Genomic DNA, 13,871 nt, shown 5'->3' with positions numbered 1-13,871 from the left:
GCCGGGGGCGTCGCTCCGTCATGCGGGGCCCGCGCTCAGTCGACCGTCCAGGTGTCGTTGCCGGCGAGCAGTGCGGCGAGGTCGCCCGGGCCCTGCTGGGCGGCTGCGGCGACCAGCTGGCTGGTCATCAGTTCGTCGTACACGGGGCGGCGGACACTCCGCAGCACACCGATCGGGGTGTGGTGCAGGGTGTCCGCATCGGCGATCCGGGAGAGCGCGAACGCCGTGGCCGGACTGGCGGCGTGGGCGTCGTGGACCAGGACGGCGGACTCGTTGGAGGCGGTGACGGCGTCGACGAACAGCTCGCCGTCGGCACCGCGGAAGACGCCCTGGGCACCGTCGGTGCCGAAGCGGATCGGCTGTCCGTCCTCCAGGCGGATCAGCGCCTCGTCACGGGTGCCGGCCTCCTTCAGCACCTCGAAGGCGCCGTCGTTGAAGATGTTGCAGTTCTGGTAGATCTCGACCAGAGCCGTGCCCTCGTGCTCGGCCGCCGCCCGCAGCACCGACTGGAGGTGCTGGCGGTCGGAGTCGATGGTGCGGGCGACGAAGCTCGCCTCCGCACCGATCGCCAGGGACAGCGGGTTGAACGGGGCGTCCAGCGAACCCATCGGCGTGGATTTGGTGATCTTGCCGAGCTCGCTGGTGGGCGAGTACTGCCCCTTGGTCAGGCCGTAGATGCGGTTGTTGAACAGCAGGATCTTCAGATTCACGTTCCGGCGCAGCGCGTGGATCAGATGGTTGCCGCCGATCGAGAGCGCGTCACCGTCGCCGGTCACCACCCAGACGCTGAGGTCGCGCCGGGAGGAGGCCAGCCCGGTGGCGATCGCCGGCGCGCGGCCGTGGATCGAGTGCACCCCGTAGGTGTTCATGTAGTACGGGAAGCGGGACGAGCAGCCGATACCGGAGACGAAGACGGTGTTCTCCCGTCTGATCCCCAGCTCCGGCATGAACGCCTGTACCGCGGCCAGGATCGCGTAGTCACCGCACCCGGGGCACCAGCGCACCTCCTGGTCGGTCTTGAACTCCTTGGCGGTCTGCGGCGCGTCGGCCTTCGGCACCAACTTCAACGAGGGGAACTGCCTGGTCATCGGTTGTCCTCCTCGTCCAGGTTGCCGATAGCCGCCCACAGCACGTCCGCCAACTGGGCCGCCTTGAACGGAAGTCCACGCACCTGGTTGTAGGACTGGGCGTCCACCAGGTACTTGGCGCGCAGCAGCAGCGCCAGCTGGCCGAGGTTCATCTCCGGAACGATGATCTTGTCGTAACTCCGCAGCACCGTGCCGAGGTTGGCGGGGAAGGGGTTGAGGTTGCGCAGGTGCGTCTGGGCGATCTCGCCGCCGTCCGCCCGGACCCGGCGGACCGCCGCCGTGATCGGGCCGTAGGTCGAACCCCAGCCGATGACCAGCACCCGGGCCTCGCCGGACGGGTCGTCGACCTCGGCCTCGGGGACGGTGATGCCGTCCACCTTGGCCTGGCGGGTGCGGACCATGAAGTCGTGGTTGGCCGGGTCGTAGGAGATGTTGCCGGTGCCGTCCTGCTTCTCGATGCCACCGATCCGGTGCTCCAGACCGGGCGTTCCGGGGACCGCCCACGGCCGGGCCAGCGTCTGCGGATCGCGCAGGTACGGCCAGAAGGTGCCGTCCTCGCGATTCGGGCCGGTGGCGAAGTCCGGTGCGATCTCGGGAAGTTCGTCGACCTCCGGGATCCGCCAGGGCTCGGATCCGTTGGCCAGGTAGCCGTCCGACAGGAGGAAGACGGGGGTGCGGTAGGTGACGGCGATCCGGGCCGCCTCCAGCGCCGCGTCGAAGCACTCGGCCGGGGTGGCCGGGGCCACGATCGGCACCGGGGCCTCACCGTTGCGGCCGAACATCGCCTGCAGCAGGTCGGCCTGCTCGGTCTTGGTCGGCAGGCCGGTGGACGGCCCGCCACGCTGGATGTCGACCACCAGCAGGGGCAGTTCGAGCGAGACGGCCAGGCCGATGGTCTCGCTCTTCAGCGCCACACCCGGGCCGGACGTGGTGGTCACGCCGAGCGCACCGCCGAAGGCCGCACCGAGCGCCGCACCGATGCCGGCGATCTCGTCCTCGGCCTGGAAGGTGCGCACGTCGTAGTTCTTGTGCCTGCTGAGCTCGTGCAGGATGTCCGAGGCCGGGGTGATCGGGTACGAGCCCAGGTAGAGCGGCAGCCCGGAGCGCCGGGCGGCGGCGATCAGTCCGTAGGACAGGGCCAGGTTCCCGGAGATGTTGCGGTAGCGGCCGGGCGGCAGCTTGGCCGGCGACACCTCGTAGGAGACCGCGAACGACTCGGTCGTCTCGCCGAAGTTCCACCCGGCCCGGAAGGCGACGATGTTGGCCTCGGCGATCAGGGGCTTCTTGGCGAACTTGCTGCGGAGGAAGGTCTCGGTGTTGTGCGTCGGCCGGTGGTACATCCAGGAGAGCAGGCCGAGCGCGAACATGTTCTTCGCCCGTTCGGCGTCCTTGCGGGCCAGTCCGCTGTCCTTGAGCGCCTCCAGGGTGAGCGTGGTGAGCGGCACCTTGTGCAGGTGGTAGGCCTCCAGCGAGCCGTCGTCCAGCGGGTCCGCCCCGTAACCGACCTTGGCCAGCGCGCGCTTGGTGAACTCGTCGGTGTTGACGATGATCTCCGCGCCGCGCGGGAGGTCCGCCAGGTTGGCCTTGAGCGCGGCCGGGTTCATCGCCACCAGGACGTTGGGCGCGTCCCCGGGGGTCAGGATGTCGTGGTCGGCGAAGTGGAGCTGGAAGGACGAGACGCCCGGCAGGGTTCCGGCGGGTGCGCGGATCTCGGCCGGGAAGTTGGGCAGGGTGGAGAGGTCGTTGCCGAAGGACGCCGTCTCGGAGGTGAAACGGTCGCCGGTGAGCTGCATTCCGTCGCCGGAGTCTCCGGCGAATCTGATGATCACCCGGTCCAACTTGCGGATCGGCTTGGCGCGCCCGGGCTGTGGACCGACCGGCACGGCACCGCCGGAGCGGCCACCGCCGGGCCCGGACCGGCCCTCGTCGCCGTCCGAGCCGTCCACTGCTTCTGACTGATCGACCTGACTGGTCACTGCCGCGGACCTCCTCGTGGGCACCAGCCGCGGGCGTGAGCCGTGTGCCCCGTCCGCCTGGTGCACCTCTCGCATCCTATGCGGGTAAGGATTGCCTGGGACGGAACTACCCGATGCGGCGGAAAATCACCGCCGCATACCGGTACAACACAGGGGGCGGCCCGGCCCGTGCCCGGACGGAGAAGGTCGGTTCGAATGCCAACAAAGTGTTCGAGAATGCACACCCGGCCGGGGGGCGGCCCATTCAGGAATTCAGATAAGTGAGCACCGCCAGCACGCGGCGGTGATCGCCGGGGCTCTGCGCGAGGCCGAGCTTGAGGAAGATGTTGCTGACGTGCTTCTCCACCGCCCCCTCCGACACGACCAGCTGCTTCGCCACTGCGGTGTTGGTCCGCCCCTCGGCCATCAGCCCCAACACCTCGCGCTCGCGGGGCGTCAGCCCGGCCAGCACGTCGCCCTTGCGGCTGCGGCTGAGCAGCTGCTGCACGACCTCGGGGTCCAGGGCGGTTCCGCCCTCGGCCACCCGGACCACCGCGTCGACGAACTCGCGGACCTCGGCGACCCGGTCCTTCAGCAGGTAGCCGACGCCCCGGGTGGATCCGGCCAGCAGTTCGGAGGCGTAGCGCTCCTCGACGAACTGCGACAGCACCAGCACGCCCAGGGCCGGGTAGAGACCACGGAGCGTGACACAGGCGCGCAGGCCCTCGTCGGTGTGGTCGGGCGGCATCCGGACGTCGGAGACCACCACGTCCGGCAGCGCGTCGGCGGCGGCGAGGTCGTGGACGGTCTTGATCAGGGCGTCGCCGTCCCCGACGCCCGCCACGACCTCCAGGCCGCGGTCGGTGAGCAGCCGGGTCAGGCCCTCCCGCAGAAGTACGGAGTCCTCGGCGATGACGACGCGAAGCATGGCGGCCTTCCGGATGGGCGAAGTGCGGGCGGAGCTGACGAAGGTCAGTCTCCCCCATCCGCGCGCGCCCCGGGGCGGCCGGTCGGGAATTCGCGCCGACCGCGGGGGCAGCGGACGCCGGCCGTACGGGCAAGCCCGCACCGGCCTCACATGGTGCGGATGGCCACCGAGTCGCAGAGCGCCTGGAGCGCTTCCTTGGCCGGGCCGTCCGGCAGCGGGTCGAGCAGCGCGCGGGCCTCCTCGGCGTGCCGCAGCGTCTCCCGGCGCGCGCGCTCCAGCGCCGGGTGGCGGCGCAGCAGCCGCAGCGCCTCGGCGTGCAGCTCGTCGTCACCGCTGAGGTCGCGGTTGAGGAGCTCGCGCAGTCGTGCGTCGGACGGGTCGGCGCCGTCGGCCGGCATCTGGCGCAGCAGCAGGGTCGGCAGGGTCGGCACGCCCTCGCGCAGGTCGGTGCCGGGGGTCTTGCCGGACTCGTGGCCGTCGCTGGCGATGTCCAGGACGTCGTCGGCCAGCTGGAAGGCGATGCCGATGCGCTCGCCGTAGGCGCTGAGGGTGTCGATCACCCAGGGCTCGGCACCGGCCAGCAGTGCTCCTATCCGGCAGGCGACGGCGATCAGCGAACCGGTCTTGCCGGCCAGTACGTCGAGGTAGTGGCGGAGCGGGTCGGCGTCCGCGGCCGGGCCGACCGTCTCCAGGATCTGACCGGTGACCAGCCGCTCGAAGGCGTCGGCCTGGACGCGGACCGCCTCGGGGCCGAGGTCCGCGAGCACCTGCGAGGCGCGGGAGAAGAGGAAGTCGCCGGTGAGGATGGCGACCGAGTTGTCCCAGCGCGAGTTGGCGCTGGCGGCGCCGCGGCGCACCGGGGCCTCGTCCATGACGTCGTCGTGGTAGAGCGTGGCGAGGTGGGTGAGCTCGACGACGACGGCGGCCGGGACGACACCGGGGGCGTTGGCGTCGCCGAACTGGGCGGCGAGCAGCACCAGCAGCGGGCGGAACCGCTTGCCGCCGGCGGCCATGAGGTGGCTGGCGGTGACCGTGATGAACGGGACGTCGCTCTTCACTGCCTCGGCGAGCGCGACCTCCACCGCGTCCATCCCGGCCTGGACGTCGCGGGTCAGATCGCGGTCCTGCACGCTGAGCCCAAAGGGTCCCACGACGGTCACGAAGACCACTCCTCTGTCCCTGGTCGATCTAGCGGCCTGGTCCCTGAGTGCCGCCGCTGGCCATACAGGCAGGGTATCCGGTCGCGAGTGGATCACTGCACGGGCGTGCGGGTCTGTCATGGTCGGGGCGTCCGCGCTGGCCAGCGGGGATGCCGGGACGACGCGTCCGGGCCGCGCGCAAGGGGCGCGGCCCGGACGGCCGGTGAGCGCTCGGCGCGCGCTCAGCCGACGAAGATCGAGGCCTTCGACGCCAGGTCCAGGAAGTACTGCGGGAGCAGTCCGAGGCCGAGCGTGGCGAGGACCCCGATGGCGATCGCGGTCGCCGTGAAGGCGCTCGGGATGGCGACGGTCGGACCGCCCGGCTGCGGGTCCGAGAAGAACATCAGCACGATGACCCTGATGTAGAAGAACGCCGCCACCGCGGAGCTGAGCACACCGACGATCACCAGCGGGGTGGCCCCGCCGGCCGCGGCGGCCTGGAAGACCGCGAACTTGCCGGTGAAGCCGGAGGTGAGCGGGATCCCCGCGAAGGCCAGCAGGAAGAGCGCGAAGACCGCCGCGACCAGCGGCGAACGCCGGCCCAGGCCGGCCCAGCTCGACAGGTGGGTCGCCTCGCCCTTGGAGTCGCGCACCAGGGTGACCACGGCGAAGGCACCGAGCGTCACGAAGGAGTACGCCAGCAGGTAGAAGAGCACCGAGCTCAGGCCCTGCTTGTTGGTGGCGATCACGCCGGTGAGGATGAACCCGGCGTGCGCGATCGAGGAGTAGGCGAGCAGCCGCTTGACGTCCTGCTGGGTGACGGCCAGGACCGCGCCGACCACCATGGTGAGGATCGCCACCCCCCACATCACCGGCCGCCAGTCCAGCCGCAGGGCGGGGAAGGCCACGTAGAACAGCCGCAGCACCGCACCGAACGCGGCCACCTTGGTCGCGGCGGCCATGAAGCCGGTGACCGGGGTCGGCGCGCCCTGGTAGACGTCCGGGGTCCAGGAGTGGAACGGCACCGCGCCGACCTTGAAGAGCAGGCCGACCGCCAGCAGCGCCAGGCCGACCAGCAGCAGCGCGTCGTTCTGGGTGGTGGAGAGCAGCGCCGGGGTGGCCAGTGCCTTGCCGGAGATGACGTCCGAGATCTCGCCGAGCCGCACGGTGCCCGCGAACCCGTACAGCAGGGCGGTGCCGAACAGGAAGAACGCCGAGGCGAAGGCGCCGAGCAGGAAGTACTTGACCGCCGCCTCCTGGGAGAGCAGCCGGCGGCGCCGGGCCAGCGCGCAGAGCAGGTAGAGCGGGAGGGAGAAGACCTCCAGCGCGACGAACATGGTCAGCAGGTCGTTGGCGGCGGGGAAGAGCAGCATGCCGCCGACCGCGAACATGGTGAGCGGGAAGACCTCGCTGGTGGCGAAGCCGGCCCGGATCGCGGCGCGCTCCTGCTCACCGCCGGGGGTGGCGGAGGCCTGGGACGCGAACGCGTCGGCCGGTTCGCCCCCGGCCTTCGGCTCCAGGCCGCGCTCGGCGTAGGTCAGCACCGCGACCACCGCGACGAGCAGGATCACGCCCTGGAGGAAGAGCGCCGGGCCGTCCAGGGCCACCGCGCCCATCGCGAGCAGGTCGAACTTGGTGGAGCCGTAGCCCTGCGAGGCGAGCACCACCACGGCGGTGAACGCGCCGACCAGACCGACCAGGGCGAGGACGACCTGGGCCCGGTGCCGGTACCGGCGGGGCAGGAAGGCCTCCAGCAGGATGCCGGCCACGGCGGTGCCGAACACCACCAGCATCGGCGAGAGCTGGCCGTACTCGACATGCGGCGCGGGGATGCTCTGGGTGTTGCCGCCGGCGGCGGCGAGCCATCCGGTGGTGCTCACTTGTGCTCACCTCCTGGGGTGGCGGACCCGCTCCCGGGTGCCCCGTTGCCGGAGGTCCCGTGGCCGGTGGCGTTGTCGGCGGCGACCGGGTGGACCGGCGCCGGGTCGGTCTGGTGGACCTGCGAGAGGGTCGCGTCGACCGCCGGGTTGACGATGTCGGTGAGCGGCTTCGGGTAGACGCCGAGCAGGACGGTCAGTGCCAGCAGCGGCGTGACGACGACGAGCTCGCGCACCTTGAGGTCCGGCATGCCGCCCACCCCGGCCTTGACCGGGCCGGTCATGGTGCGCTGGTACAGCAGCAGCGCGTACAGCGCGGCGAGCACGATGCCGAAGGTGGCGACGATGCCGACCGCGGGGTACCGGGTGAAGGTGCCCACCAGGACGAGGAACTCGCTGACGAAGGGGGCGAGTCCGGGCAGCGAGAGGGTGGCCAGGCCGCCGATCAGGAACGTCCCGGCGAGCACCGGGGCGACCTTCTGGACGCCGCCGTAGTCGGCGATCAGCCGCGAGCCGCGACGGGAGATCAGGAAGCCGGCCACCAGCATCCACGCGGCGGTGGAGATGCCGTGGTTGACCATGTAGAGGGTGGCGCCGCTCTGGCCCTGGCTGGTCATCGCGAAGATGCCCATGATGATGAAGCCGAAGTGCGAGATCGAGGCGTAGGCGACCAGCCGCTTGATGTCCTTCTGACCGATCGCCAGCAGCGCGCCGTAGATGATCCCGATCACCGAGAGGACGAGGATCGCCGGGGCGAAGGTCTTCGAGGCGTCCGGGAAGAGTCCGAGGCAGAAGCGGAGCATCGCGAAGGTGCCGACCTTGTCCACCACGGCGGTGATCAGGACGGCCGTCCCGGCGGTGGACTCGCCCATCGCGTTCGGCAGCCAGGTGTGCAGCGGCCAGAGCGGGGCCTTCACGGCGAAGGCGAAGAAGAAGCCCAGGAAGAGCGCCTTCTCTGCGGTGCCGCTGAGCTGGAGCCGGCCCTCGGCGATCGCGCCGGTCAGCGTCTGCAGGTCGAAGGTGCCGAAGCCCTGCTCCTGTGCGATCACGTACAGGCCGATCACCGCGGCCAGCATGACCAGGCCGCCGAGCAGGTTGTACAGCAGGAACTTGACGGCCGCGTAGGACCGCTGACGGGCGGACTCCGGTCCGCCCGCCCGGTCGCCGAAGCCGCCGATCAGGAAGTACATCGGGATCAGCATGGCTTCGAAGAAGACGTAGAACAGGAAGACGTCGGTGGCGTAGAAGGAGACGATGACCATCGCCTCCACCGCCAGGATCAGGGCGAAGAAGCCCTGGGTGCGCCGCCTGTTCTCGAAGGTGCCGTCCGGGCCGGCGGGCGCCGGGTCGGCGTCGTGCCAGGAGGCGAGCATCACGATCGGCACCAGGACGGCGGTGAGCAGGGCCAGGACCGCGCCGATGCCGTCCACGCCGAGCGAGAAGGTGATGCCGAAGGAGCGGATCCAGCTGTACGACTCGGTCAGCTGGTAGCGCGCGCCGTCCGGGTCGAACTGCGCGGTCACCGCGACGGCCAGCGCCAGGGTGACGGCGGAGACGACCAGCGCGACGGTCTTGGTGGTGCGCCGCCTGGCGTCGGTGGACCCGGCGGGCAGGGCGGCGGTGAGCACCGCGCCGGCCGCCGGGACGGCACACGTGGCGGTGAGCAGGGCGCTCATGTCCGGACCTCCCGACGGTGTGTGTAATCCCAATCCATCAGACGGACCTCATCAGGAGAGTCGTGGCGACCAGCACCAGCGTGCCGCCGAACATGGAGAGCGCGTACGACCGGACGTAGCCGTTCTGGATCCGGCGCAGCCTGCTGGAGATGCCGCCGATGGTGGCGGCCAGGCCGTTGACGAAGCCGTCCAGGCCGCGGCTGTCGAAGTAGACCAGCGCCGCGGTGAGCGCCGAGCCGGGGCGGACCAGGACGGCGTGGTTGAAGTCGTCCTGGAGGAGGTCCCGACGGGCGGCCCGGGTGAGCGGGGAGCCGTACGGCGGCACCACCGGGACGGCGGAGCGGCCGTACACCAGGTACGAGACCGCGACGCCGACCACCATGCAGGCGGTGGTGAGCAGGGTGACGGTGAGCTCGCCGAGCGGCGAGTCGCCGTGGGAGTGGCCGGTGACCGGCTCCAGCCAGGTGACGAAGGAGCTGTTGTAGGCGAAGATCGCACCGGCGAAGACCGAGCCGAAGGCCAGCACGATCATCGGGGCGGTCATGGTCTTCGGGGACTCGTGCGGGTGCGGGTCGTTGCCCTCGGTGTCCGGCTGCCAGCGGCGCTCGCCGAAGAACGTCAGGATCATCACCCGGGTCATGTAGAACGCGGTGACGGCGGCGCCGAGCAGGGTGCAGAGACCGAGGATCCAGCCCTCGGTGCCGCCCTTGGCGAAGGCCGCCTCGATGATCTTGTCCTTGGAGAAGAACCCGGAGAGGCCGGGGAACCCGATGATCGCCAGGTAGCCGAGGCCGAAGGTCACGAAGGTGATCGGCATGAACTTCCGCAGACCGCCGTAGTGACGCATGTTCACCTCGTCGTTCATGCCGTGCATGACCGACCCGGCGCCGAGGAAGAGCCCCGCCTTGAAGAAGCCGTGGGTCACCAGGTGCATGATCGCGAAGGCGTACCCGATCGGGCCGAGGCCGGCCGCGAGGATCATGTAGCCGATCTGCGACATGGTCGAGCCGGCCAGCGCCTTCTTGATGTCGTCCTTGGCGCAACCGACGATCGCCCCGAACAGCAGGGTGACCGTGCCGACCACCACCACGGCGGTCTGGGCGTCCGGCGCCAGGTTGAAGATCGCACCGGAACGGGTGATCAGGTAGACGCCGGCGGTCACCATGGTGGCCGCGTGGATCAGGGCGGAGACCGGGGTCGGACCCTCCATGGCGTCCCCGAGCCAGGACTGCAGCGGCACCTGGGCGGACTTGCCGCAGGCCGCGAGCAGCAGCATCAGGCCGATCGCGGTCAGCTTGCCCTCGCTCGCCTGGTCCGCGGCGCCGAAGACCGGCTCGAACGCGAAGGAGCCGAACTCGACGAACATCAGCATGATCGCGATCGAGAGGCCCATGTCACCGACGCGGTTGACGATGAACGCCTTCTTCGCGGCGGTGGCGGCGCTCGGCTTGTGCTGCCAGAAGCCGATCAGCAGGTACGAGGCGAGCCCGACGCCCTCCCAACCGAAGTACAGCAGGAGGTAGTTGTCGGCGGTCACCAGCAGCAGCATGGCCGACAGGAAGAGGTTCAGGTAGGCGAAGAACCGGCGCCTGCGCTCGTCGTGCGCCATGTAACCCACCGAGTAGAGGTGGATCAGGGTGCCCACGCCGGTGATCAGCAGGACGAAGGTCATCGAGAGCTGGTCGAGCCGGAAGGCGATGTCGGCCTGGAAGCCGTTCACCGGGATCCAGCTGAACAGGTGCTCGGTGAGCGCGCGGTCCTCGGCCTCCCGGCCCAGCATGTCCGAGAAGAGGACGACGCCGAAGCCGAAGGAGAGGGCGGCGAGCGCGGTGGCCAGCCAGTGGCCGAACCGGTCGAATACCCGGCCGCCGAGCAGGAGCAGGGCGGCGCCGGCCAGCGGAGCCGCGACCAGCAGCGGAATGAGTGAGTTCACCGAAGGCCCTCCGCCTACAGCTTCATGAGGTTGCTGTCATCGACCGAAGCGGAGTGCCTGGTCCGGAAGATGGAGACGATGATGGCGAGGCCGACGACGACCTCGGCCGCCGCGACCACCATGGTGAAGAACGCGATGATCTGGCCGTCCAGGTTGCCGTGCAGGCGGGAGAACGTGACCAGCGCCAGGTTGGAGGCGTTGAGCATCAGCTCGACGCACATGAACAGGACGATCGCGTTCCGCCGGAGCAGTACACCGGAGGCGCCGATGGTGAACAACAGGGCGGAGAGATAGAGGTAGTTGACCGGATTCACTCCGCCCCCTCCTCGTCGTGGTCGGGTGCCGGGTGGTTGTTCGGGACCGGCTCAAGGGTCCTGCGCCGGTTCTCCGGCTGCTCCAGCGCCTTGCGCGGGCCGGTCACCGGCGGGCGCTCGGACGGCGGGCGGCCCAGCCAGTCGGCGGTGGCGGACTCCAGCTCGGCCATCCGCGCCAGCATCTCGTGGCTGACGTCGCGGATCTGGCCGCGCTCGCGGAGGGTCGCCATCACCGAGTCCTCGGCGATGGAACCGTCCGGCAGCAGGGCCGGGATGTCGACCGCGTTGTGCCGGGCGTAGACGCCGGGCGCCGGCTTCGGCGGGAGCTGGAGGTTGTCCCTGACCCGCTGGTCGGCCAGCTCGCGCTGGGTCTTCGGCGGCTTCACGTGCTCGCGGTGGGTCAGCACCATGGCGCCGATCGCGGCGGTGATCAGCAGTGCGCCGGTGACCTCGAAGGCCCAGACGTACTTGGTGAAGATCAGCCGGGCCAGGCCCTGGACGTTGCCCTCGGCGTTGGCCTCGCCGAGGCCGACGAAGGTGTCCAGCTTGGCGTTGGCGACCCCGGCGAGCAGCAGCACCCCGAAGCCCAGGCCGCAGAACACGGCGGCGAACCGCTGGCCCTTCAGCTGTTCCTTCAGCGAGTCCGCGCTGGTCACGCCGACCAGCATCACCACGAAGAGGAAGAGCATCATGATCGCGCCGGTGTAGACGACGATCTGCACCACGCCCAGGAAGACCGCGCCCTGGGCCATGTAGCAGACCGCCAGGGCGAGCATGGTGGCGGCCAGGCAGAGCGCGCTGTGCACGGCCTTCTTCATCAGCAGCATGCCGAGCGCGCCGCCGACGGCGATCACCGCGAGGACCCAGAACTGCACGGCCTCGCCGGTGGAGGTCGCGCCCGTGACGGCGGCGAGAGTGGCGGGGGCGGTGGTCACGACAGCTCCTCCCTCTCCCGGTCGGTGCGCTCCTGCTGGACCGTCCCGGGCGCCGCCGCGGTGATCTCGCCCCGGTAGTACGCACCCTCGTCGGTGCCCGGGAAGATCGAGTGCGGGCTGTCGACCATGCCCTCGGAGAGGCCGACCAGCAGCTGTTCCTTGGTGAAGATGAGGTCGGCGCGGGAGGAGTCCGCCAGCTCGTACTCGTTGGTCATGGTGAGCGCGCGGGTCGGACAGGCCTCGATGCAGAGACCGCAGAGGATGCAGCGCGCGTAGTTGATCTGGTAGACCGCGCCGTACCGCTCACCGGGCGAGTAGCGCTCGTCGTCCCGGTTGTCGGCGCCCTCGACGTAGATCGCGTCGGCCGGGCAGGCCCACGCGCAGAGCTCGCAGCCGACGCACTTCTCCAGACCGTCCGGGTGCCGGTTCAGCTGGTGGCGGCCGTGGAAGCGCGGAGCGGTGGGCTTCTTCTGCTCCGGGTACTGCTCGGTGAGCCGCTTCTTGAACATGGCCTTGAAGGTCACGCCGAAGCCGGCGGCCGGCCCGAGGACGGACGGCTTCTCGGTCGGTTCGGGCCGGTCGGCCCGGGCGTTCTGGTCGGACGACATCTCGGTTCAGCTCCCTTCGGAATGGTCGGCCCCGTTGAGGGCGTCCTGGAGTTGCTTCGGGGCGCGGCTGCGCCGGCGCGGGACCGGCGGAAGCTGCTGACCGGGCAGCGGCGGCACCGGGTACCCACCCGCCATCGGGTCGAACACGGGTTCCGGGGCGGCCTGTTCGGGTTCGGGCTTGCGCTGCACGACGTCCCGGAGCAGGCCGAGCAGCAGGAGGACGCCGACCGGGGCTCCGACGTAGAGCACCACCTGGCCGAACTCGTAGCCCTCGTTGCGCAGGGCCCGGACACTGGCCACCATCACCAGCCAGACCAGCGAGACCGGGATCAGCACCTTCCAGCCCAGCTTCATGAACTGGTCGTAGCGGAGCCGGGGCAGGGTGCCGCGCAGCCAGATGAAGAAGAAGAGCAGCAGCTGGATCTTGAGGATGATCCAGAGCATCGGCCACCAGCCGTGGTTGGCGCCCTCCCAGAAGGTGGAGACCGGCCAGGGAGCCCGCCAGCCACCCAGGAACAGGGTGGAGGCGACGGCCGACACGGTCACCATGTTCACGTACTCGGCGAGCATGAACATCGCGAACTTCAGCGAGGAGTACTCGGTGTTGAAGCCGCCGACCAGCTCGCCCTCGGCCTCCGGGAGGTCGAACGGCGCCCGGTTGGTCTCCCCGACCATCGCGATGATGTAGACGATGAACGACACCGGCAGCAGCACCGCGAACCAGGTCGGCTGTTGCGAGGAGACGATCTCCGACGTGGACATCGAGCCCGAGTAGATGAACACCGCCGCGAAGGACAGGCCCATCGCGATCTCGTAGCTGATCATCTGGGCCGAGGAGCGGATCCCGCCGAGCAGCGGGTACGTCGAGCCGGAGGACCAGCCCGCCAGCACGATGCCGTAGATACCGACCGAGGCGGTGGCCAGGATGTAGAGCAGCGCCACCGGGAAGTCGGTCAGCTGGAGCGGCGTCCGGGTGCCGAAGATCGACACCTCGTCACCGGCCGGACCGAACGGGATCACCGCGAAGGCCATGAAGGCGGGGATGGCGCAGACGATCGGGGCCAGGATGTAGACCGCCTTGTCGGCGTTCTTGACCACCAGGTCTTCCTTGAGCGCCAGCTTCACCCCGTCGGCGAGCGACTGCAGCAGGCCCCACGGGCCGTGCCGGTTGGGCCCGATGCGCAACTGCATCCAGGCCACCACCTTGCGCTCCCAGACGATCGCCACGAGCACCGTGCCGACCAGGAAGGCGAAGCAGAAGACCGCCTTGAGCAGCACCAGCCACCAGGGGTCGCGCCCGAAGAAGCCGAGCGTCCCGTACGCGGCGACCTCCTGGGCCGCCGCCGCGGACGCGGTGACGTCGTGGGACGCGAGCAGGGACGCGGCGGCGTCGAACGCCGAGACGTCGAGTGCGGCGA

11 protein-coding genes are annotated in these 13,871 nt (G+C 70.1%); all 11 read right to left on the bottom strand.

Features of this window, described 5'->3' with window-relative positions; all coding sequences use genetic code 11:
• Positions 1–35: 35 nt before the first annotated feature.
• Positions 36–1,088 carry a thiamine pyrophosphate-dependent enzyme gene (locus ACFWIC_RS24910; RefSeq protein ID WP_355402850.1) on the bottom strand — a complete coding sequence of 351 codons (1,053 nt, stop codon included), beginning with the start codon at positions 1,086–1,088 and terminating at the stop codon, positions 36–38.
• Positions 1,085–3,064 (bottom strand): 2-oxoacid:acceptor oxidoreductase subunit alpha, encoded by a 1,980-nt coding sequence (locus ACFWIC_RS24905; RefSeq protein WP_329883305.1) that lies wholly within the window; start codon positions 3,062–3,064, stop codon positions 1,085–1,087. The genes ACFWIC_RS24910 and ACFWIC_RS24905 overlap by 4 nt, the downstream gene beginning before the upstream one ends.
• 244 nt (positions 3,065–3,308) lie before the next feature.
• Positions 3,309–3,971: a response regulator transcription factor gene (locus tag ACFWIC_RS24900; protein WP_329952976.1), complete on the bottom strand. Its 663-nt coding sequence runs from the start codon at positions 3,969–3,971 to the stop codon at positions 3,309–3,311.
• Positions 3,972–4,117: 146 nt separating this feature from the next.
• Positions 4,118–5,131, bottom strand: a complete 1,014-nt coding sequence (locus ACFWIC_RS24895; RefSeq protein ID WP_329883303.1) for a polyprenyl synthetase family protein — start codon at positions 5,129–5,131, stop codon at positions 4,118–4,120.
• Positions 5,132–5,352: 221 nt separating this feature from the next.
• The gene (gene nuoN, locus ACFWIC_RS24890) at positions 5,353–6,990 is read right to left on the bottom strand and encodes an NADH-quinone oxidoreductase subunit NuoN (RefSeq protein ID WP_329952975.1); all 1,638 of its coding nucleotides are present in this window, start codon (positions 6,988–6,990) and stop codon (positions 5,353–5,355) included.
• A complete protein-coding gene (locus ACFWIC_RS24885) occupies positions 6,987–8,663 on the bottom strand; it encodes an NADH-quinone oxidoreductase subunit M (protein WP_329952974.1) in 1,677 nt (558 codons plus the stop codon). Before ACFWIC_RS24885 ends, nuoN begins: the two co-directional genes overlap by 4 nt.
• A gap of 37 nt (positions 8,664–8,700) precedes the next feature.
• Positions 8,701–10,596 carry an NADH-quinone oxidoreductase subunit L gene (gene nuoL / locus ACFWIC_RS24880; RefSeq protein WP_329883300.1) on the bottom strand — a complete coding sequence of 632 codons (1,896 nt, stop codon included), beginning with the start codon at positions 10,594–10,596 and terminating at the stop codon, positions 8,701–8,703.
• 14 nt (positions 10,597–10,610) lie between these two features.
• Positions 10,611–10,910: an NADH-quinone oxidoreductase subunit NuoK gene (gene nuoK, locus ACFWIC_RS24875; RefSeq protein WP_329883299.1), complete on the bottom strand. Its 300-nt coding sequence runs from the start codon at positions 10,908–10,910 to the stop codon at positions 10,611–10,613.
• The gene (locus ACFWIC_RS24870) at positions 10,907–11,845 is read right to left on the bottom strand and encodes an NADH-quinone oxidoreductase subunit J (RefSeq protein ID WP_329952973.1); all 939 of its coding nucleotides are present in this window, start codon (positions 11,843–11,845) and stop codon (positions 10,907–10,909) included. Before ACFWIC_RS24870 ends, nuoK begins: the two co-directional genes overlap by 4 nt.
• Positions 11,842–12,453 carry an NADH-quinone oxidoreductase subunit NuoI gene (gene nuoI / locus ACFWIC_RS24865; protein WP_329883297.1) on the bottom strand — a complete coding sequence of 204 codons (612 nt, stop codon included), beginning with the start codon at positions 12,451–12,453 and terminating at the stop codon, positions 11,842–11,844. The genes ACFWIC_RS24870 and nuoI overlap by 4 nt, the downstream gene beginning before the upstream one ends.
• Positions 12,454–12,459: 6 nt before the next feature.
• The gene (nuoH, locus tag ACFWIC_RS24860) at positions 12,460–13,830 is read right to left on the bottom strand and encodes an NADH-quinone oxidoreductase subunit NuoH (RefSeq protein ID WP_380359840.1); all 1,371 of its coding nucleotides are present in this window, start codon (positions 13,828–13,830) and stop codon (positions 12,460–12,462) included.
• Positions 13,831–13,871 lie beyond the last annotated feature (41 nt).

This window comes from Kitasatospora sp. NPDC127035, assembly GCF_042726075.1.
GTDB lineage: Bacteria > Actinomycetota > Actinomycetes > Streptomycetales > Streptomycetaceae > Kitasatospora.
Note: the sequence above shows the minus strand (reverse complement) of the source record. Positions and strands in the feature narration are given on the sequence as shown.